At 70.6% G+C, this 21374-nt stretch carries 10 protein-coding genes and 2 pseudogenes; 9 read left to right on the forward strand and 3 right to left on the reverse strand.

The window, feature by feature from the left end; all coding sequences use genetic code 11:
• Window positions 1-8: 8 nt before the first annotated feature.
• On the reverse strand, window positions 9-329 hold the full coding sequence (locus tag ACFYY7_RS12500) for a hypothetical protein (protein ID WP_351251897.1): 321 nt from the start codon (window positions 327-329) through the stop codon (window positions 9-11).
• A 348-nt stretch (window positions 330-677) separates the two neighbouring features.
• On the opposite strand from ACFYY7_RS12500, the gene ACFYY7_RS12505 reads away from it, so the two are divergent.
• The 4 genes from ACFYY7_RS12505 to ACFYY7_RS12520 all read left to right on the forward strand — a co-directional run bounded on the left by ACFYY7_RS12505 (window position 678) and on the right by ACFYY7_RS12520 (window position 5148).
• Complete coding sequence (locus tag ACFYY7_RS12505) at window positions 678-2075, forward strand: APC family permease (RefSeq protein ID WP_388660499.1); 1398 nt, start codon at window positions 678-680, stop codon at window positions 2073-2075.
• Between the two features lie 203 nt (window positions 2076-2278).
• Window positions 2279-3391, forward strand: a complete 1113-nt coding sequence (locus tag ACFYY7_RS12510) for an NAD(+)/NADH kinase (protein ID WP_388660502.1) — start codon at window positions 2279-2281, stop codon at window positions 3389-3391.
• A 93-nt stretch (window positions 3392-3484) separates the two neighbouring features.
• Complete coding sequence (locus tag ACFYY7_RS12515) at window positions 3485-4138, forward strand: HD domain-containing protein (RefSeq protein ID WP_266727148.1); 654 nt, start codon at window positions 3485-3487, stop codon at window positions 4136-4138.
• Window positions 4139-4275: 137 nt separating this feature from the next.
• The gene (locus ACFYY7_RS12520) at window positions 4276-5148 is read left to right on the forward strand and encodes an EamA family transporter (protein ID WP_388660505.1); all 873 of its coding nucleotides are present in this window, start codon (window positions 4276-4278) and stop codon (window positions 5146-5148) included.
• 126 nt (window positions 5149-5274) lie between these two features.
• Here ACFYY7_RS12520 and ACFYY7_RS12525 read toward each other — a convergent pair.
• A pseudogene (locus ACFYY7_RS12525) lies at window positions 5275-5562 on the reverse strand (substrate-binding domain-containing protein); the annotation flags it as partial.
• A 229-nt stretch (window positions 5563-5791) separates the two neighbouring features.
• Between ACFYY7_RS12525 and ACFYY7_RS12530 the strand changes: the two are divergent.
• Window positions 5792-6316 (forward strand): annotated as a pseudogene (locus tag ACFYY7_RS12530) (phosphotransferase).
• 94 nt (window positions 6317-6410) lie between these two features.
• On the opposite strand, the gene ACFYY7_RS12535 reads toward ACFYY7_RS12530, so the two are convergent.
• A complete protein-coding gene (locus ACFYY7_RS12535; RefSeq protein ID WP_388660508.1) occupies window positions 6411-7001 on the reverse strand; it encodes a lytic polysaccharide monooxygenase in 591 nt (196 codons plus the stop codon).
• A gap of 258 nt (window positions 7002-7259) precedes the next feature.
• Between ACFYY7_RS12535 and ACFYY7_RS12540 the strand changes: the two genes are divergently transcribed.
• From ACFYY7_RS12540 to ACFYY7_RS12555, 4 genes are all read left to right on the forward strand, one after another.
• The gene (locus tag ACFYY7_RS12540; protein ID WP_388660511.1) at window positions 7260-8768 is read left to right on the forward strand and encodes a glutamate synthase subunit beta; all 1509 of its coding nucleotides are present in this window, start codon (window positions 7260-7262) and stop codon (window positions 8766-8768) included.
• 430 nt (window positions 8769-9198) lie between these two features.
• On the forward strand, window positions 9199-10140 hold the full coding sequence (locus ACFYY7_RS12545) for a sterol desaturase family protein (protein ID WP_388660513.1): 942 nt from the start codon (window positions 9199-9201) through the stop codon (window positions 10138-10140).
• A 50-nt stretch (window positions 10141-10190) separates the two neighbouring features.
• Complete coding sequence (locus ACFYY7_RS12550) at window positions 10191-19697, forward strand: amino acid adenylation domain-containing protein (protein ID WP_388660516.1); 9507 nt, start codon at window positions 10191-10193, stop codon at window positions 19695-19697.
• Window positions 19687-21369 carry a phytoene desaturase family protein gene (locus ACFYY7_RS12555; RefSeq protein WP_388660519.1) on the forward strand — a complete coding sequence of 561 codons (1683 nt, stop codon included), beginning with the start codon at window positions 19687-19689 and terminating at the stop codon, window positions 21367-21369. Before ACFYY7_RS12550 ends, ACFYY7_RS12555 begins: the two co-directional genes overlap by 11 nt.
• The last annotated feature ends 5 nt before the right edge of the window (window positions 21370-21374 follow it).

Below are 21374 nucleotides of genomic sequence, written 5' to 3' on the forward strand. Positions count from 1 at the left end.
GGGCTCCGTCACTCCTGGGCGGGTTCCGCCGCCTGCCGCCGTGGTTCGCGGCGGGGCAGTACGGGAACGGTCGCCGCCTCCCCGCCCCGGACAGCCTGCACCGCCGCGGCGTGCAGGCTGCGGCTGTCCTCCTCCGAACAGCACCGCACCGGGCTGCCCGACATGGTGAACCAGTCGATCGCACCGGTGTACTGCACAGTGACCTGGGCCGAGTCATCCGCCCAGGTCGTGTGAACGGTCAGGTCTCCGGACAGCACACCGACCTCGTCCGTGAGCACGCCACCGCGTCCCGAGAACACACCGCAAGTCGTCCACGACGCCCAAGCCATGACTCCAGGCTGGCACCACGACAGCGGTTGCGCGACCCGTGAGCCCCGCGCTTCGGTCCCGGTCAGGCAGCCCCGCCCTTCCGGATGCTGGAAATGGGCGAAACTTTCCACCGGGCCCGGCTGCGGTTCCCGCACCCACCGATCCTCATGCATTGACGCGTTGTTAGCGCCAAATCGTCGAATCGCCCCCTCGGGGCAACGAATTCCGAAGGTGAACACCTATTGACCTGCGGATCACGTCAGGATTGCATGTCGCGCTGGGAGCGACGAAACCACTCACCACGTCCTCGTCTGGAGGCGATAGCGCTCCCGTGCTCGAACACCGCACCTGTCGATCGGAACCGCACGATGACCGAAACGCTCAGCGCTCCCCAGGCGCTCGCACCAGCGACCGGCCCCACTCCACAGAAGCTCAAGCGTTCCATCGGCGTCGTGGGCGGAACACTGCTCACGCTCTCCTGCGTGACGCCCGCATCGACCCTCTTCGTGGTCGTACCGGACCTGTTCTCCAGCCTCGGCACGTACACCGCCCTCACCATCGCCATCGGCTCGCTGCTCTGTATCGCGGTCGCCTTCTGCTACTCGGAACTGGGCACGCTCATTCCGAGCGCCGGGGGTGAGTACGCCATGGTGTCGACCATGGCGGGGCGGCTCGCCGGGTGGCTCGTCTTCGTGCTCTCGCTGCTGGTCGTGATGATCGTGCCCCCGGTCATCGCCATGGGAACGGCCGACTACCTCGCTCCCGTCGTGCACATCCCGGCCTCCGTCGCGGGCGCCGGCGTCATGGTGCTCGCCACCCTCGCCGGTCTGTTGGACCTGCGTGCCAACGCGTGGATCACCGGCATCTTCCTCGTCCTCGAAGTGATCGCGGCGGCCGTCGTCGCCGTGCTCGGCTTCGCGCACTCCGAGCGCGGCGCCTCGGCACTGGTGCACGGCTCGGTCGCCTCGTCGGGCGGCGGGAGTTCGACCGTCACCGCGATGATGGTGGTCTCCGGGCTCGCCATCGCGCTCTTCATCACCCAGGGCTTCTCCACGGCCGTCTACCTCTCGGAGGAGCTGGAGAACCCGCGGCGCAACGTGGCCCGCACCGTGCTCGCCACCCTCGCCATCTCCACGGCGGTCATCCTCGTCCCGGTCATCGCCATCACGCTGGGCGCCCCCGACCTGGCGGCACTGACCTCGGGCGACCTCAACACCATGGTCGCCGCCTGGTCCAACTCGGCCGTCGGGACCTTCGTCAGCCTCTGCGTCGCCCTCGCGATCATCAACGCGGGCATCGTGATGGTCATCCAGAACTCGCGGGTGCTGTTCGCCTCCGCCCGTGACAAGGCCTGGCCCGGGCCGGTCAACAACGCCCTGTCCCGGCTCGGCCGCTTCGGGTCCCCGTGGGTCGCGACCCTGGTCGTCGGCGTTCCCGGCGCGGCGCTCTGCTTCGTCAACCTCGACACCCTGTACGGCGTCACCGGAGTCTCCGTCACCGCGATGTACCTGCTGGTCGCCGTCGCCGCACTGCTCTGCCGCCGCGGTGCCCACCGCGAGGCGCCGGCCTGGCGCATGCCGCTCTGGCCCGCCGTCCCGGTCCTGCTGATCGCCGTACTGGCGTACATCCTGACCCAGCAGGAGACCGAGTACCTGCTGTGGACCGGCGGGATCACGGCGGTCGCCACGCTCTACTGGGCGTTCTACCTGCGGCCCCGCAAGGAGACCCGCTGGCTGGTCAGCATTCCGGAGGACGCGCAGTCCTGACCCGGACGTGTTCCGTGCCGTGCCCGGCCCGTCGGCAAAGACCATCCCCAGGCGGGCCGGACACGTGTCCGGCCGGGCCGCCGGCGCGGGCCGGATCGCCCGACCGGGCGCCGTGACGGCCCGACGACGGGCGGACCCACCCCCGACTCCCGCACAGTGGGGTGAGGACAGGCCGTCGTCACAACACGGGGAGTCGGAGCGGGATGAGCGTGGCACGGGTCGGAGTCGTCGTACACCAGGGCCGTCCCGAGGCCGTCGTCGCGGCGGGCGTCGTACGCGACTGGTGCGCCCGCGAGGGCATTCCCTGCACGGACATCGACGTGTGGCGCGACGACGAGCGCAGGCGCGGCGGGCGCGAGGAAGCCGATGTCGCGGGCAATCCCGATCTCATCGTGACGCTCGGCGGCGACGGGACGTTCCTGCGCGGCGCCCGGATCGCCGCCAAGAACGACGGTGCGGTCCTCGGGATCGACCTGGGCCGCGTCGGCTTCCTCACCGAGGTCCCGGCGAAGGACGTGGTCCGGGCGCTCGACGCCGTCCACCGGGGCCGGGCGGCGGTCGAGGAGCGCATGACCCTGACCATGCGGGCCTCCCGTGTACTCGAAGTGCCCAAGGACATCGACGCCCTGATGGCCTACGGACGACGCCCGATGCTGCCGCCCCCGCACGTCGACCTCGAAGCGGAGGCCGGGGCGGAGGACTGGGGCGTGGCCCTGGACGTCACCGCGCTCAACGACGTCGTAGTGGAGAAGCTCGCCCGCGACCGGCAGGTCAGCCTCGGCGTCTACATCGGTGGACGGCTTCTTGCCTCGTACTCGGCCGACGCGGTCATCATGGCCACCCCCACCGGCTCGACCGCCTACAGCTTCGCCGCAGGCGGTCCGGTGGTCTCGCCACGCATGGACGCCGTCCTCTTCACGCCCGTGGCGGCGCACATGACCTTCGACCGCACCGTCGTCGCCGCGGCCGATGAACCGATCGCCGTCCGGGTCCTGCCGCACTCTGGGCAGGGCGCGGTGACCATCGACGGCCAGCTGCGCGGCGTACTGGACGCCGGGGACTGGATCGGGGTGTACGCGTCACCGCACCGCCTCCGCGTCATCAGGCTCGGCCCGCACGACTTCTACGGACGGCTGCGCACCCGCCTGCGTCTCACCGACGCTCCGGCCACTGCGGCCGACGGGACGAGCGCACCGCTCTTCCGACCCGACGGACCGGTCCCGCACGACCTGGCCCACCTCCATCTCTCCCTCGCGGACCGGGACGTGGCCGACGGTGGACTTCCACGCACGGCACCACCCGGATCCCGTCCGTGAACCGGGGCCGCAGGGAGCCCCGTGCGCCGAAGTCCGGTGCGCCGAAGTCGCTCACGTCCGATTCGACAGGTCCCTTACGCCGAAGGAGTTCCCATGGCCGGCAGCGCCGATCTCCCCGCCCCCACCACCGTGACGGTTCCCGACACCGAACTGACCTCAGCCGCCACCCAGTTGGTGCGGGACACCACCGACGACCTGATCTACCACCACTCCCGCCGCGTCTATTTCTTCGGCGGTCTCCAAGGACACAACAGGGGGCTGAGCTTCGACCCGGAACTGCTCTACGTCGCGGCCATGTTCCACGATCTCGGCCTCAACGAGGAGTTCCGTGCCAGCGGGCGCCGGTTCGAGGTGGACAGCGCCGACGAGGCGCGGCGGTTCCTGCAGAGCCGGGGTGTGCCCGAGGACAGCATCCGCCGCGTCTGGACGGCGATCGCGCTCCACACGACGCCGGGGATCCCGTCGTTCATGGAGCCGGAGGTCGCACTGGTGACTGCGGGGGTGGAGTACGACGTACTGGGCATCGGGTACGACGACATCAGCGAGGCGGACCGCGCGGCGATCGTCGCCCTGCACCCCCGCCCCGACTTCAAGCGGCGCATTCTCAGGGCCTTCACCGAAGGCATCGAACCCAAGCCGGAGACGACGTTCGGCAATGTGAAGGCCGATGTACTGGCGCGTTACGTGCCCCGGTTCGAGCGGGGCGACTTCGTGGACACCATCCTGGATTCGGCCTGGCCGGAGTGACGGCGTCGAGCGGACCGCATGACCCGGTGGAGGCGACCCCGTCGTTATGGTTGGCATCTGCAGGAAAGTGGCCGTGCGGGGGCGAACGGCTCCGCGCCCGCCGCCCGTTCCTCCACCGTCCACGGAAAGGGCGAGCGATGCCGGCCGTCCTCGTACTGCTGCTCGCCGGAACGTGGCTGCTCTCCGGCGCCCTGGTCACCGGGACCGATCCCCTGATCGTCGCCGTGGGCCGCACCGCGGTGTGCTGTCTCGTGCTCACCGCCGTCGCGGCGGCCACCGCCGAGGGCAGGGCCGATCTGCGCCGGGCCGCCGCGAGGCCGGGCACGGTATGGCTGCTGGGACTGCTCGGCTTCGCCGGGTACGCGGCAGGGACCCTCCTCGCCATTCCGCGCATCGGGACCTCGCTCACCAATCTCGTCGTCGCGCTGATGCCGTGCGCTTCGGTGGCCGTGGGCGCGTTGTTCTTCGGCGAACGGTCCGGGCCGCGCAAGGCGGCGGGGGCGGTACTCGCCTGTGCGGCGGCCGTCGGATACGCGGCGCTCGGCGCGGACGCGGGCGATGCGGACGGTCCGGGGCTGCTGCTGGTCGCGGCGGCGACCGTGGCCTTCGCCGGGTACGGATTCCTGTACCGGCAGCGGCTCTCGGGACTGCCGCCCCTCGCCGTGCTGCCCGTACTGCTCGCGGCCGCCACCTGCCTGCTGCTCCCGATGGCGCTGCCCGCGCTGATCTCCCACCCGCCGACCCCGGCCGCGATCGGCGGCACGGTCGTGCTGGGCGCGGCCGTGTACGCACCCGCCTACCTCGTACAGCACCGGCTCATCCTGTTCCGCGGGCCGGTCTTCACGGCCGCCGTGCAACTGGCCGTTCCCTTCACCGTGCGACTGGGCGACTGGGCGCTCGGCACCGCGTCCGCCCCCTCCGCGGCCGAGCTGATGCTCCTTGCCGTGTGCTGCGGGGGCATCGCCCTCGTGACCGTCCAGCCCGCTCCCCGGCTCGCCGCCGCAGAGTGAGCGCGGGGCCGCCGGGCAGACCGGCTCAGCCCTCCGGCCCAGGTCCGGCCGTCGTCGCGCCGACCACCAGTGTGCACGGGTGGGCATGTGTTCCGGGGGCGTCGCGGCCAACCCCGTGTCCACGGTGGTGAGATGGCGGGCGCTCCGACCGCCGATCACGTACTCCCAGTTGTCCACGCCGACCAGCGCGACATCGTCCGGCACGCGCCTTCCCGACTCCCGCAGTACGGACTCCGCGCCCAGCGCTATCTGGTCGTTGCCGCAGAGCACGGCGTCGAACCGGGCACCGGAACCGATCAGCCGACGGCCCGGGCGAACGGGCGACCTTCGGAGTCCTGTCCGCCCGCGACCGCTCGGTGCCATGGAGCGTCCGCGACTACCGGGACCGCACCGTGCGGCAGGGTACGCCGCCATCGACCCGGCCACCCGCGAAGGCGCCGTCGACGCCGGTGAACCACCGGTCGGCTACTACACATTGACGCTTCACGGCACTGTCGCGGACGAGGCCCCGGTGGCCCGTACCGCCGGTTTCGCGGTGCAGCACCCCGGCCCCGACCCGAAGCGCACCACCGACTCCTTCTTCGGTGTCAACCACGGCCGGCACCGGCGCGGGCCGGACCGGAGCGGTCGCGACCGGACGGAGGTGACGGCCCGGGCGGTGACGGTCGACACACAGTTCCCCCAGTGGGCGGGGCTGCCGCTGAAGCTGCTCGACCGGGCCGGCTCGGATCATGTGATCCACCGGCCCGGCGAGGAACTCTCCGTCCGGCTGCCCCGCCATCCGGGGGCCATGGGGCAGGCCCGGAAGGAGGCGGCAAGGCACGGGGCGCTCGGCGCGCCGGGATGGGACCGCCCTCCGGTCTGGTTCCACGGCGATCTCCACACCGGCAACCTGCTGACCACCGACGGCCGTCTCGGCGCGGTCATCGACTTCGGTGAACTCGGCATCGGCGACCCGTCCTGCGACCTGACCGTCGCCTTCACCCTGATGCCACCGGAACCCGGGCCGTCTTCCGCGACGTGCTGGGCGTGGACGACGCGACCTGGACCAGGGAGGCGTGGCTGGGCGCCGGCCACCGGCCTGACCGCCTACACCGCGTACGCCGCCGAGCACCCCCGGGGCGTCGCGCAGACCACCAGCCAGATCACCGAGGCCCTCATCGGCTGACGAGTCCGGCGGCCCGGCGCGCCGCCGGTCGACCTCCGCTGCCCGGGGTGGGCCCCGTGCCGGGCAGCGGAAGTCGACCGGGTGCGGACCGGGATCAGAAGGTGACGTCCGAGCAGGCGTAGAACGCGTTGCCGGTGTCGGCGATCGTCCAGACGCCGAGGATCAGGTGCTTGCCCGACTTCTGCGGCAGGATCCCGTCGTGGGTCACGGTGGAACCCGGCAGACGGCCGCCGAAGGGCACCGTCAGGAACGGCTGCGGATCCAGGTCGGCCCTGGTGAGGGGCTTGGCGGGGTCGTAGCCGTCCTTGGTGATGTAGTAGCGGAAATCGGTCGTGGCGTGCCGGGCCTCGATGCGCCAGCGGAAGGTGTAGCTCTGCCCGCCGGTGACCTTCGTCGCGGGCCAGGCGCCGCCACGCGGGTCGTCGAGCTCGGAGAACCGGCCGTTGCCGCCGGCGCAGATGGTGCCGTCGACCGGGCCGCGGGCGGGGAAGCCCTTCGGGCCCTCGACGCTCGGTGGCTCCCACTGGATCTGGCCGCAGTTGCGCACGGTGCCGTTGCCGCAGAGCTGCTGACGGCTGACCGGGGCGTCGGTGTAGCCGTGGCTCTGAGCGCTGCCCGTGGTGACGAGGAAGGAGGCTCCGGCGACGCCGAGGCCGAGGACGAACGAGGTGATCTTTCTGCGCATGCTTCGCTCCTGGAGGAGGTGTGGGGCGCTGCGTGACGAGTGGGGAGGGCGCGCTCCACCCCACTAGGTCTAGACCAACTTCGAGATTAGTCAGGGCGCTTGGTCATGTCCATACCAGTAATGCGCCGTCGGTCGGCGGGCTGGTGACGGCCGCGATCGCGTCGGTGGAGACCCGTCGGCATGGTGGGCCGAGGAACAAAGCAGGCGTACGCTGACAAAAACGCCTGTGCACCGCGAGTGCGCGATGGAGGCGGCCCCATGACCGACCCACACGGCTTCCTCAAGTTCCCCCGCCGGCCCGTCCCGGCACGCCCCGTCCAGGAACGGCTGAGCGACTGGAACGAGGTCTACGCGGGACAGGCGCGGCTCCCCCTGGTGTCCGAGCAGGCCGGCCGCTGCATGGACTGCGGCATCCCGTTCTGCCACAGCGGCTGCCCGCTGGGAAACCTCATCCCGGAGTGGAACACGTACGCCCGGCGGGAGGACTGGCGGGCCGCGGCCGAGCGGCTGCACGCGACGAACAACTTCCCGGAGTTCACCGGACGGCTGTGCCCGGCCCCGTGCGAGGACGCCTGTGTGCTGGCCATCAACGCCGACCCGGTGACCATAAAGAACGTCGAGCAGGCCATCGCCGACCAGATCTGGGAACGCGGATACGCTCCACCGCGGCCGCCCGAGCGGCTCAGCGGGAAGACCGTCGCCGTCGTAGGCTCCGGTCCGGCGGGCCTGGCCGCGGCGCAGCAGCTCGCCAGAATCGGCCATACTGTCGCCGTCTACGAGCGCGCCGACCGCATCGGCGGACTGCTGCGCTACGGAATCCCCGAGTTCAAGATGGAGAAGCGCCATCTGGACCGCCGCATCGAGCAGATGCGGGCCGAGGGCACCAAGTTCCGTACGGGCGTGGACATCGGCAACGACATGGGCGCCGCCGAGCTCGCCGAGCGAAACGACGCGGTCGTCATCGCCGTCGGCGCGCGTGGACAACGGGAGTTGCCCGTACCCGGTCGTGAACTGCACGGTATCCACCAGGCCATGGACTATCTGACCCTGGCCAACCGGGTCACCGAGGGGGACTGCGAAGCTCCGGCCGTCACCGCCGAGGGCAAGCGTGTGGTGATCATCGGGGGAGGGGACACCGGATCGGACTGCATGGGCACCGCACTGCGCCAGGGGGCCGCATCCGTGGTGCAGTTGGACATCAACCCGGAGCCCGGCGGCGACCGTCCCGAGGGCGAGCCCTGGCCCGTCTATCCGAAGGTCTACCGGATCTCCCATGCCCATGAGGAGGCCCGAGGGCGGGAGGGTACGGATCCCCGGGTCTTCTCCTCGGCCACCCTCCGCTTCGAGGGGGACCGGACCGGGCGAGTGCACGCCTTGCACCTCGCGGAGGTCGAGCCGCAGGCCAGGAGGCCGTGCCCCGGGACCGAGCGGGGGATCCCGGCGGATCTGGTCCTGCTCGCCCTCGGCTTCTACGGCCCCGAACACGGCACGGGGCTGATGCGGCAGCTCGGACTCACCCTGGACAGCCGGGGGAACTTCGCCCGGAACGCCTGCTTCCGGGCCGAGACGGCGGAGCCGTCCGGGCGGGCGGCCCGCCCCGGGACGGGCGGGATCTTCATCGCAGGTGACGCGGGACGTGGCCAGTCCCTGGTGGTGTGGGCCATCGCGGAGGGACGGTCCGCCGCCGCCGCGACGGACCGCTACCTGACCGGCTCCACGGTGCTTCCGGCACCGATCGCACCGCACGACCGGCCCCTGGCGGCTTGAGCTCCCCTTTGGGTGGTCGACCTCCTCGTGGGCGGTCGACCTCCTTGTGCCTGTATTACTAGTAATTCATATTCATGGTGGACTGGATGGACGGGGTGGGTGAGGTGGTCAGGGCGGCCCCGGTGGACCGAGTGGTCCGGTCCTTGTCGACGATTCTCGCCACGACTGTCGCCGGGTGTCAGCATGCGGCTTGAATTCGACGGTTGAGGCCGCCGAGTGAGGAAAAGTTAGTAGAGCGGGCCGGCCCGACGAGGGTTCTCGGGTCCGTGGGGTCCATCAGGCGATCCCTCTCGCGCTTCAGCGCATATTCCTTTCGTCTGGCACGTGCTGACCGGTGTGCCGGTCCCGTGTGCCCGCATGCGGTAAATCAGTATCTATTTTCTGGCCAGTGCACTCCGCTGTGCCGGTTTCTTTCGTAAAGGTGCTGTGAGTGGAAAATCGTGAACCGCTGCCCGGCGGTGATCCGGAGGCGGATGCCGGTCGGGCCGGAGGGAAGGGTGCTCCGGTGCCCGCCATGCGCACAGTCCTGCGTGTGGCGGCGTACCCGTTCCTGCTGGCGGGCGCGGTTTCGGTGGCTGCGACGGCACTGTGCCTCGACTGGGACCCCGACCGGGTGAGCCCGCTCTTCCTGCTCGGTGTCATTTCCTATTTCACCGTCCTCGAACGGCTGATTCCACACCGCCGGTCCTGGCATCCGAATGCCGGTGAATGGTACTGGTACGGGGTCTATTTCGTGCTGACGGCGGTGTCCAGTGCATTCGCACAGTACCTGGTCTCCGTCGCGGTCTCCGAGGTGTCGCCGAGTGAGTCGGATCTCAATCTCTGGGCAGAAATACCGGCGGCATTGCTGACCGGTTCTCTCGCCAGCTATCTGGTGCACCGGCTCGGCCATACCAATGCGATATTGTGGCGACTGCACGGCGTGCATCATGTGCCGGAAAAAGTCAATGTCGCCAATAACGGCGTCAATCACGTCCTCGATATCGTTCTCGCGCAGGGAACCGTTCAGCTGGCTCTGGCACTGGTCGGATTCTCCCGGGACTCCGTGTTCGTCGTGGGCCTTTTCGTGGCCGCCCAGGGCTATTTCATCCACGCCAACATCGACGTGCGCATCGGCCGGCTCAACCATGTGCTCGCCAGCCCCGAACAACACCGACTGCACCACAGCACAGACCTGTCCGAGGCGGGCCACTACGGCTCGGACCTGTCGATCTGGGACCACGCCTTCGACAGCTACACCTGGCGGCCCGGCCGCGAACCGGTCGCGGTCGGGCTCGGCGATCCCGCGGCCTTCCCCCGTACCGGGGAGATCGTCGCCAGCCTTCTCCACCCCTTGCGCCGTGCGAAGGGGCCCGGGACCGGTTCTGTCTGAACTGCCCTTCCATGCCGGTCCTCGGCGTCACGACTTGAGGAGTTACAGCCTTGCCCGACGTGAACAGTGCCTCCGTGAGCGAAAAAGTAGCGATCATCGGCATGGGGTGCCGACTGCCCGGCGGTGCGTCGGACCACCGCGCGTACTGGCAGAACCTCATGGAGGGCAAGGACTGCATCACACCGACACCGGCCGATCGCTATGACGTCGGCAGTCTCGGCAGCAGACACAAGGAGAAACCGGGACGTCTGATCGGCGGCCGCGGTGGATATATCGACGGTTTCGACGAATTCGACCCCGCCTTCTTCGGCATCAGCCCGCGCGAGGCCGACCACATGGACCCGCAGCAGCGAAAGCTGCTCGAAGTCGCGTGGGAGGCGCTGGAGGACGGTGGGCAGCGGCCCGCGGAGCTCGCGGGCAGCAATACCGCCGTGTTCGTCGGTGCGTTCACACTGGACTACAAGATCCTGCAATTCTCCGACCTGGGCTTCTCGTCACTCGCCGCCCACACCGCCACCGGCACCATGATGACGATGGTCTCGAACCGTCTCTCGTACTGCTTCGACTTCCGCGGACCGAGCCTTTCGCTCGACACCGCGTGCAGTTCCTCCCTGGTCGCCGTGCACCTCGCCTGCCAGAGCCTCAACAACCGGGAGACCGATCTCGCGCTGGCCGGTGGTGTCCTGCTGCACATGGCGCCGCAGTACACCATCGCCGAGACGAAGGGCGGATTCCTGTCGCCCGACGGTCGTTCACGCGCGTTCGACGCCACGGCCAACGGCTACGTACGGGCCGAGGGCGTCGGCCTGGTCGCGCTGAAACGCCTTGACGACGCCCTGCGCGACGGCGACCCCATCCACGCGGTGATCCTCGGCGCGGGGGTCAACCAGGACGGCCGGACCAACGGCATCACCGTGCCTAACGCGGACGCTCAGGTCTCCCTCATCCGGCGCGTCTGCGGCGAGGCCGGCATCACGCCCGGCGACCTCCAGTACGTGGAGGCGCACGGCACCTCCACGCCGGTGGGCGACCCCATCGAGGCGAACGCGCTGAGCCGGGCGCTGGCCGAGGGCCGCCGGCCGGACGCGCCCTGCTACGTGGGCTCCGTCAAGACCAACATCGGGCACACCGAATCGGCGGCCGGCATCGCCGGCCTGATCAAGACCGTGCTCTGCCTCAAGCACCGCATGATCCCGCCCCACATCAACCTGGAGCAGCTGAACGCCGCCATCGACCAGGGGGCGTCCCCGTACCGCATCCCGACCGAGCCGACCCGGTGGCCCGCACACGAGGGACCCGCGCGGGCCGGGGTGAACTCGTTCGGGTTCGGTGGCACCAACGCGCACGTCGTGCTGGAGCAGGCACCGGAGCGGAGCGCTCCGTCGGACCCGCCCGCCGAACGGGCCTGGAACATCCTCCCGCTGACCGCCCGCGCCCCGGAAGCCCTTCCGGCGGTGGCGGCCGGCATCCGCCGCGAGCTGTCAGGAACGCACGGCCCCGAGGCATCGCTCCCCGACCTCGGCTACACACTGGCCCACCGCCGCCAGCACCTGGAGTCGCGGCTCTCCGTCGTGTACTCCTCGCGGGCCGGACTGGACGAGGCACTCGGCGCATTCCTGCGCGGCGAACCGCACCCCGGAGTCGTCCAAGGCCGGCAGCTCGAAGCCGAACAGCGCGGCCTGGTCTGGGTCTTCACCGGGATGGGTCCGCAGTGGTGGGGGATGGGCCGCCAACTGCTCGACGGCGACGAGGTGTTCCGGGACGCCGTGACCCGCTGCGACCGAGTCATCCGATCGATCGCGGGCTGGTCCCTGATCGAGGAGATGAGGGCCGACGAAGCCGGCTCGCGCATGGGCGAGACCTGGCTCGCGCAGCCGGCCAACTTCGCTGTCCAGGTGGGACTCGCGGCCATGTGGCGCCAGTACGGTGTGCGGCCCGACGCCGTCGTCGGTCACAGCACCGGAGAGGTCGCCGCCTTCTACGAGGCCGGGGTCTACTCCCTGGAGGACGCGGTGAAGGTGGTGCTGCACCGCAGCCGTCTCCAGCAGAAGCTGACCGGGACCGGCACCATGCTCGCCGTGAGCCTGCCCGAGGACGAGGCGCAGGCCCGGGTGGCCGAGTTCGGGGACCGGGTGTCCGTCGCCGCGGTCAACAGCCCCTCGGCGGTCACCCTGGCCGGCGACCGCGACGCACTGGCCGAGCTGGCGGACCGGCTCCACGCCGAGCAGGTCTTCGCCAAGTTCCTCACGGTGCAGGTTCCGTACCACAGCGCGGGCATGGAGGTGATCAAGGACGAACTGCTGGCCTCGCTGGAGGATCTCGCTCCCCGGGCGGCGACGGTTCCGCTGTACCTGACCGGGCAGGAGGGCACGGCGCACGGCAGCGAGCTGGACGCGAGCTACTGGTGGAAGAACGTCCGCCACCGGGTCCGTTTTCGCTCGGCCGTCGACCGGCTCGCCGACGACGGATACGGACTGTTCCTGGAGATCGGTCCGCACCCGGTGCTCGGCCACTCCATCCGCGAGTGCCTCGAAGACCGGGGCGCGGCCGCACCGACCCTGCCGTCGATCCGCCGCCAGGAGAACGAGCCGGAGCGCTTCGCCGCCTCGCTGGCCCAGCTGCACAACCTCGGCGTCCCCATCGCCTGGGACACCCTGCACCCGGCGGGCAGACCCGTGGTCCTGCCCCGCTACCCGTGGCGGCGAGACCGCTACTGGACGGAGCCCGCACCCGTGGCCCAGGTCCGTCTCGGCCACGCCGACCACCCTCTGCTGGGCCGTCGCACCGCGGACACCGAACCGACGTGGGACACCGCCCTGGACACCGAGCGGCTGCCCTACCTCGACGACCACCGCATCCAGTCCACGGTGGTCTTCCCGGCAGCGGGATACCTGGAGATGGCCACGCAGGCGGTCCGTGCCCTGACCGGCGGCACCCATGTCGTGCTGACGGACATCGAGTTCCGCAAGGCGCTGTTCCTGCCGGAGGGCGAGGACCGGGCCGTCCGGCTGACCCTCTCCTCGCAGAACGCGGCGTTCACGATCGCGTCGAAGGGGCCGGACGAGGGCGGCCGGGCGGTGCACGCGAGCGGAGTCGTGCGCTCGGGCCAGCCACGGCCCGCCGGGCCCCCCGCCGACACCGAAGCCATCCGGGCCCGCGCCCGGCGCCGGCTGGGAGGCGAGGACTGCTACGCGGAGCTCGCCGCCCTCGGCTACCACTACGGGCCCGCGTTCCGGGCCATCGACGAGGTGTGGATCGGCTCCGGAGAGGTGCTCGCCCGTCTGCGCCCGCCCGCGGTGATCGGTGACGACGCGGCCGGACACCACATCCATCCCGTACTGCTCGACGCCTGCTTCCAGTCGCTGCTGACGACACAACTGCTCGGAGCCGAAGGCACCGGCGCGGTTACCGGTGGACCGGAACGCCGGACGACCGGGATCCGCCTGCCGCTGTCGATCGACGAGCTGCGCCTCGCCCCGGTGGGAGACCGGCCCATCTGGGTGCACGCCACGGTGACCCGCGACGGCGCGGACGAGCTCGTCGGGGACATGGCCGTCTACGCGGACAGCGGCGAACCCCTCGGCTCCATCAACGGCTTCCGCGCCGCCGACGTGGAGAAGGCCTCCACCACGGTCGGACTCGGCACGATCGACTCCTGGCTCGCCGAGACCGTCTGGATCGACAGCCCGCTCGACCCCGCCACGGACGAGGCCGGACACGGCGCGGCCACCGGCGCCGAAGGCCGCCCCACCGAACCCACCGGCGGCGACTGGCTGGTGTTCTCCGACAGCCAGGGCGTCGGCGACGCCCTGCGCGCCCTGCTGGCGGCCCGGGGCGAGCGCTGCCACCTGGTTCGTCCGGGCGACACGTACCGGCGAGGGGACGAAGGCGACGGGTTCACGGTCGTTCCGGGGTCCGCCACCGACCTGGAGCGGCTCTTCACCGACCTGGGCGAAGGCAGGGAGGGCGAGCACAGCGGCGGCGCGGGCGAAGCGGGGAGCGTCGGATCGATCGTGCATCTGTGGAACCTCGACCTGCCTGCGCTCGCCCAGGCCTCACCGCAGGACCTCGTACGGACCAGCACCGCCGGGGCCTACTCGCTGATCGCGCTCGCCCGCACGCTGCTCCGCCGCGGGAAGGCCGGCCGGCTGCACATCGTGACCCGTGGCGCCCAGCATGTCGAGCCCGGCGAAACCGTCGAGCCGCTGGGAGCACCGGCGTGGGGAGTGGGCCGGGTGCTCAGGCACCAGGAGCTCACCTCCCACCCCGGCAAACTGATCGACCTGGGCCCCCGGGTGCCGGGCGACGAGGAGTGCCGGGCCGAGGCCCGTGCGCTGCTGCGTGAACTCCTCACCGACGACGAGGAGGAGATCGCGCTCCGTGGTTCGGCCCGCCGGACCAGCCGCATCCGACGGGCCGAACAACTGACACACCCCCTTCCGCTACGACTGCGCACCGATGCGAACTACCTGGTCACCGGCGCCTTCGGAGCGCTCGGCCGGCTGCTCTGCCGGACGCTCGTCCGGCGTGGCGCGCGCAGTCTGATCCTGATCGGACGCACCGCACTGCCGGAGCGCTCCATCTGGCGGGAGCTCGCCCCCGACACCGCCGCGGGCCGTGCCACCGCCTTCGTCAAGGAATTGGAGGCGCTCGGGGCACGGGTCGTCCTGGCACCGCTCGACATCACCGACGAAGCCGCGCTCACGACCTGGCTGGACGCTCACCGGCGCACCGATCCGCTGCCGGTGCGCGGCGTGTTCCATCTCGCCGGTCAGGTCCGCGACATCCTCGTCGAGGACATGGACCACCGCACGTTCGCCGAGGCCCACGACCCCAAGGCCATCGGTGCCCAGCTGCTCCACCGCCACCTGCGGGACGAACCGCTGGACCACTTCGTGCTGTTCGCCTCGATCGCCTCGCTGCTGACCACGGCGGGCCAGACCAACTACGCCGCGGGCAACGCTTTCCTGGACGCGCTGGCCCAGCACCGCCGGGCACTCGGGCTGCCGGGGCTGAGCGTGGACTGGGGCCCCTGGGCCACCGGCATGATCGAGGAGCTGGGGCTCGTCGACCACTACCTCCACAACCGGGGGATGAGCTCGCTCGCACCGGACGTCGGCATGGCCGTGCTGGAACGCGTCATCGGCCAGGACCGCGCCCAGCTGCTCGTCGCCACGGTCGTCGACTGGCCGGTGTTCCAGGCCTGGTACGCCTCACCGCCCCGGCTGGTCGCCGAGCTGGCGGCGGCGGCCCCCGCCAGGGCGGCCTCCGGGCCGGGCGAGGGCATCCTCGAAACCTTCCGTCACGCGGACACGGCTGAACGTCTGTCCCTGGTGACCGGACGGTTCGTCGAACTGACCGCCTCGGTGCTGCGGACCGGCCCCGACCGGGTCGATCCGCAGGCCGGGCTCAACGCGCTGGGGCTCGACTCGCTCCTGGCGATGGAGCTGCGCGCCCGCATCAGCTCCGAGCTCGGCGTCGCCCCGCCCGTGGTGGCACTGCTGAGCGGCACCCCGGTCGCCGAACTGATCACACAACTCCACGACGCCCTGGCCGAGTTGGTGGCCCACGAGGCCGGCGGAACGGAAACGGGCGAGGTGGAGGTGTTCGAGGACGAATTCAGCCACCCGCTGACACAGAACCAGAAGGCCCTGTGGTTCCTCAGGCAGCTCAACCCCGAGGGCTACGCGTACAACATCGGCGGCGCGGTCGAGGTCCGGGTCTCACTCGATCCCGACCTCATGTTCGAGGCCGTGCGCCGCATGGTGGCACGGCACCCAGCCCTGCGCACCAACTTCCGCACGGTGGACGGAGTGCCGCTGCAGCAGGTTTCGCCGGAGGCGAGCCCGGACGTCGCACTGTTCGACGTGCAGGACCAGGAGTGGGAGGACATCCACCGCACGATCGTCGCCGAGTACCGAAAGCCGTACGACCTGGAGAGCGACCCGCTCTTCCGCTTCCGCCTCTTCAAGCGCGCCCCCGACCGCTGGGTGATCATGAAGGCGGTGCACCACATCGTCTCCGACGCGATCTCGACGTTCACCTTCATCGAGGAGCTCCTGGCGGTGTACGAGGGTCTGCGCCAGGGGCAGGCCCCTTCGCTGCCGCCCGTCACCGCCCGCTACCTGGACTTCCTCAACGCGCAGAACCGCTTCCTGGCCGGACCCGCGGTGCCGCGCATGCTCGACTACTGGCGTTCGCACCTGCCGGCCGAGGTGCCGACCCTGGAACTGCCCGTCGACAAGCCCCGCCCCGCCGTGCAGACACACAACGGCGCCTCGGAGTTCTTCGTCCTGGACGGCGAGCTGAGCGCCCGGGTGCACACGCTGGCCCGCGAGCACGACGTGACCCCCTTCATGGTGCTGCTCAGCGCCTACTACCTGCTGCTGCAGCGCTACTCCGGTCAGGACAAGGTCATCGTCGGCAGCCCGGTGACCGGCCGGACCGAGCAGGATTTCGCCTCCGTCTACGGCTACTTCGTCAATCCGCTCCCGCTGCACGCGGATCTGTCCGGCGACCCGTCGGTGGCCCGGCTGCTCCAAGAGGTCCGTACCACGGTGCTGGGCGGCCTGGACAACCAGGAGTACCCCTTCGTGCTGCTGGTCGACGAACTGGGGCTCCAGCACGACCCCAGCCGCTCCGCGGTGTTCCAGGCCATGTTCATCCTGCTCACCCACAAGGTCGCCACCGAGAAGTACGGATACCGGCTCCAGTACATCGAACTACCCGAAGAAGAGGGGCAGTTCGATGTGACGCTGTCGGTCTACGAGGACGAGGCGGAGCGCCGTTTCCACTGCGTCCTGAAGTACAACACCGACCTGTTCCTGCCGGAGACCATGCGGCGGATGGCATCGCACTACACCGCACTGCTCGACAGCATGACCCGTGCCCCGGCGGACCGGCCCACCTCCCGGCTGGAGATGCTGGACGCCCAGGAGCGCGAGCGGCTGATCAGCGAGTGGAGCGGCGCCGGACGCATCGCCCTGCCCCCGGCTGCGGGAGAGGGCGGGACGGACGGATTCCGCCCGGTGCACCGGCTGATCAGCGAGAGGGCCGCCCGCTGCCCGGATGCCGTGGCCATCACGGCCCCGGCGCTCCAGGGGCCGGCGCGTCGGCTCACGTACGCGGAACTGGACCGCGGTTCGGACGAGCTGGCCCGGCGGCTGCGCGCGCTCGGGGCCGGTGCCGGGTCGGTGGTGGCGCTCTGCATGGAGAAGTCGCCCGACCTCGTCGTCGCACTGCTCGCGGTCCTCAAGGCCGGCGGCGCCTATCTCCCGATCCCGGCCGACCACCCGGCCGACCGCGCCGCCCACGCCGTCCGGGCCGCGGGCGCCGCCCTCGTCGTCGTCGAGGACGACGCCTGCCGGGACCGGATGACAGGGCTGCCGGTCCGGGCCCTCACGCTGCGGGAGTTGCACGAGGCGGACCCGGAAGCCGTTCCCGACCCGGACGGCCGGAGCGAGGCCGGGACCGGCGCCGTGGACCCGAGCGGTCCCGACTCGGCCGCGTACATCATCCACACCTCCGGCTCGACCGGCCTCCCCAAGGCCGTGCGGGTCAGCCACCGCAACCTCGCCTCGGCCTACGCGGCCTGGCTCCAGGAATACCGGCTGGACCGCGACGTCCGGGTACACCTCCAGATGGCCGCCCCGTCGTTCGACGTCTTCACCGGCGACGTGGTGCGGGCGCTGTGCTCCGGCGGCAGCCTGGTGCTGGTCGACCGCGATCTGCTCTTCGACACCGAGCGCCTGTACACCACGATGCGCCGGGAGCGCGTCGACTGCGCGGAGTTCGTGCCCGCCGTCGTACGCGGACTCATGGACCACTGCGAACGCCGGGACCTGAGCCTGGACTTCATGCGTCTGCTGGTTGTCGGGTCGGACGTGTGGAAGGCCGGGGAGTACCGACGGCTGCACGACCTGTGCGGGCCGCAGACCCGGCTGATCAACTCCTACGGAGTCACCGAGGCGACCATTGACAGCGCCTTCTTCGAAGGACCCGTCGACGACCTGGAACCCGGCCGGACGGTGCCGATCGGACGTCCCCTGGGCAACAGCACGCTCCATGTGCTCGACCGGCACGGCGAACCGGTGCCGCCCGGTGTGCCCGGAGAGCTGTGGATCGGCGGCGAGGGCGTCGCCCTCGGCTACGCGGGCGACCCCGCGCTGACCGACCTGCGCTTCGTCACCCGGACCCTGAGCCGGGAGCCGGGCGCCGCCCCCGTACGCCTCTACCGCAGCGGCGACGCGGCACGCTGGGACGCGGACGGCCGGGTCCATCTGCTCGGCCGGGTCGACGACCAGGTCAAGCTCCGGGGCCACCGGATCGAGATCGGCGAGATCGAGGCACACCTCGCCCAGCGCCCCGAGCTGGCCCGGACGGTCGTCACGGTGCGCCCCGACGCCCGCGGCGAGGACGTGCTCGTCGCCTACTGCGTACCGGCCCAGGGGGCCGCACTGGACCGGCGCGCGCTGCGCCGCCACCTCGGGGAGCGGCTGCCCGCGTACATGGTTCCGGCACACTTCGTCGTACTGCCGCGACTGCCGCTGACCGCCAACGGCAAGGTCGACCCCACCGCCCTGCCGACGCCCCGGTTCGACGCGGACGACGAACCCGAGGAGACGCCGCACACACCCTTCGAGCTGAGCATGGCACGGCACTGGGAGGAACTGCTCGGACTGGAGAGGGCCGGCCTGTCACAGGAGTTCTTCGAGGCCGGCGGAAGCTCCATCAAACTGATCGAGCTGATCCACCGGCTGCGCAAGGAATTCGGCGTCGGCATCCCCGTCAGCCTGCTGTACCGGGTCACGACCCTGCACGGAATGGCCGCGACGCTGGAGCGCCTGGCCACCGGATCGATCGCCGACGACCTGCCCTGCCTCAGCTTCAACAGCGAGCGGGATCGGACCGTGTTCTGCTTCCCGCCGGCGGGCGGCCATGGACTCGTCTACCGGGGGTTCGCCACCGCACTGCCGGAGTACCGGCTGATCGCCTTCAACTACGTCCCCGGGGCCGACAAGGTGGCCCGCTACGCCGACCTCGTCGAGTCGCAACGGCCCGAGGGCCGATGCCTGCTGCTCGGCTACTCGCTCGGCGGCAACCTCGCCTTCGAGGTGGCCAAGGAACTGGAGAGCCGGGGACGCGAAGTCGCCCATGTGATCGTGCTGGACTCGCACCGCATCGTCGAACCGTACGAACCAGGCCCCGAGCACATCGAGTTCTTCGAGGCGGAACTGGCCGAGCACCTGCGCAAGCACACCGGATCGGACGCGGTGGCCCGCGAGACCCTCGACCACGCCGCGGAGTACCTGGCCTTCTGCGGGCGCACACCGAACCTCGGCACGGTGTCCGCGACCGTCAGCGTGATCACCGACCAGGAGAAGACGGCACTCTACGCCGCCGGCGAGTCCGGCACCTGGCACGGCAGCTCGACCACGGCCACCGCCCTGCTGCGCGGCTCCGGGAACCACGCCGACATGCTCGACCCCAAGCACGCGGCACGCAACGCCGAGCTGGTGCGCGGCATCCTCCAGGAGGGCGGCGCCGATGGCCGATGAGACGGAGGACGACTGGAGCGTTCCCGGCCGGGAGAAGGACGGCAGCCCCCGGGTCATCGTGATCGGCGCCGGCGTCGCGGGAATGTCCACCGGGTGCTACGCGCAGATGAACGGGATGCGCTCGCGCATCTTCGAGAAGCATGTGCTGCCCGGCGGCTGCTGCACGGCCTGGTCGCGCGACGGCTACATCTTCGACTACTGCATCGAATGGCTGATCGGCACGGCCACCGGCAACGAAGCCAACCAGGTGTGGCGCGAACTGGGCGCGCTCGACGGCAAGACCATCACCAACTTCGAGATGTTCAACCGGGTGGTCGACGAGAACGGGCGCTCGGTGACCTTCTACAACGACCCGGACCGGCTGGAACACCACCTGCTGGGGATCTCGCCCGCCGACGACCGGCTGATCCGTTCCTTCTGCCGTGATCTGCGCCGGTTCACCGACATCGAGCTGTACCCGTTCCTCACCGCCCCCGCCCTGCGCACCGTACGGGAGAGAGCGGCGCTGCTGCGCACCGTGCTGCCCGCGTTCCGCCTGTTCTGGCGCACCGCGGCGACACCGATGCACGAATTCGCCGACCGGTTCCAGGACCCCTTGCTCCGCAGGGCGTTCCGCAACATCTTCTTCCAGGACCCGGAGGGCTTCCCGCTCCTGCCGTATCTGTTCAACATGGCCGGCGCCCACCACGACAACGCCGGTTTCCCGCAAGGAGGTTCGCTCGGTCTGGCCCGGTCCATCGAGGAACGCTACACCGGGCTCGGCGGCGAGATCAGCTACCGGGCGCGCGTCGAACGGATCCTGGTCGAGGACGGGCGCGCCGTCGGGATCGAGCTGCGCAACGGCAAGCGGTACTACGCCGACCACGTCGTCGCGGCCTGCGACGGCCACACCACGATCCACGGCCTCCTGCAGGGCCGGTACACCGGACCGCGGATCGACAAGCTCTACGACGAACTGCTGCACCGCCCCGGCACGCTGTTCCCCGCCGTGGTCTCCGCCTTCGTCGGCGTCCGGGGCGAGCTGGCCCCCGACCGCGCCCACAGCACCACCTACCTGCTCGACCCGCAGGACGCGGAACAGCTGCCCGGCGCACTGCAGAGCAGCGTGGTGGTGCAGATGCGCTCCGACTACTCGGACGGATTCGCGCCGCCCGGAAGATCGGTCATCCACTGCACCTACTTCAGCGACTTCGCGTACTGGAAGGAACTGCGCGCCGCCGACCGCAAGGAATACCGGGAGAAGAAGCGCCAAGTGGCCGACTTCGTCAGGAGGTTCCTGGAACGCCGGCTGCCGGGCACGGGCGAGCGCATCGAGCTGGTCGATGTCGCCTCCCCGGCGACGACCCGCCGCTACACCGGCAACCACGACGGTTCCATCCTGGCCTGGAAGGCGTTCTCCGAGGCCGACGACATCGCTGCCAAGCTGGTCGGCAAGGACCGCATGCGCCTGCCGGGCCTGCGCGGATTCTCGATGGCCGGTCAGTGGGTCGGCATGGGCGGGCTGATCCGCGCCGCGTCCACCGGGCGTTTCGTCGTCCAGTACCTCTGCGACGAGCTGGGACGCGGGTTCACGGCAACCGAGAGCCGGGGCACCGAACCCTGGCATCCGGGAAAGCTGGGGCGGCTGCCCCAGCTCGACAACTGGTCCATGCGTGGTGACACCCGCACATGAGCACC

The organism is Streptomyces sp. NPDC001933, assembly GCF_042890955.1.
Taxonomy (GTDB): domain Bacteria; phylum Actinomycetota; class Actinomycetes; order Streptomycetales; family Streptomycetaceae; genus Streptomyces.

Coding starts and splice junctions, on each gene's coding strand:
- ACFYY7_RS12505 (WP_388660499.1), top strand. CDS start 678: ATGACCGAAACGCTCAGCGCTCCCCAGGCGCTCGCACCAGCGACCGGC.
- ACFYY7_RS12515 (WP_266727148.1), top strand. CDS start 3,485: ATGGCCGGCAGCGCCGATCTCCCCGCCCCCACCACCGTGACGGTTCCC.
- ACFYY7_RS12510 (WP_388660502.1), top strand. CDS start 2,279: ATGAGCGTGGCACGGGTCGGAGTCGTCGTACACCAGGGCCGTCCCGAG.
- ACFYY7_RS12540 (WP_388660511.1), top strand. CDS start 7,260: ATGACCGACCCACACGGCTTCCTCAAGTTCCCCCGCCGGCCCGTCCCG.
- ACFYY7_RS12520 (WP_388660505.1), top strand. CDS start 4,276: ATGCCGGCCGTCCTCGTACTGCTGCTCGCCGGAACGTGGCTGCTCTCC.
- ACFYY7_RS12535 (WP_388660508.1), bottom strand. CDS start 7,001: ATGCGCAGAAAGATCACCTCGTTCGTCCTCGGCCTCGGCGTCGCCGGA.
- ACFYY7_RS12555 (WP_388660519.1), top strand. CDS start 19,687: ATGGCCGATGAGACGGAGGACGACTGGAGCGTTCCCGGCCGGGAGAAG.
- ACFYY7_RS12500 (WP_351251897.1), bottom strand. CDS start 329: ATGGCTTGGGCGTCGTGGACGACTTGCGGTGTGTTCTCGGGACGCGGT.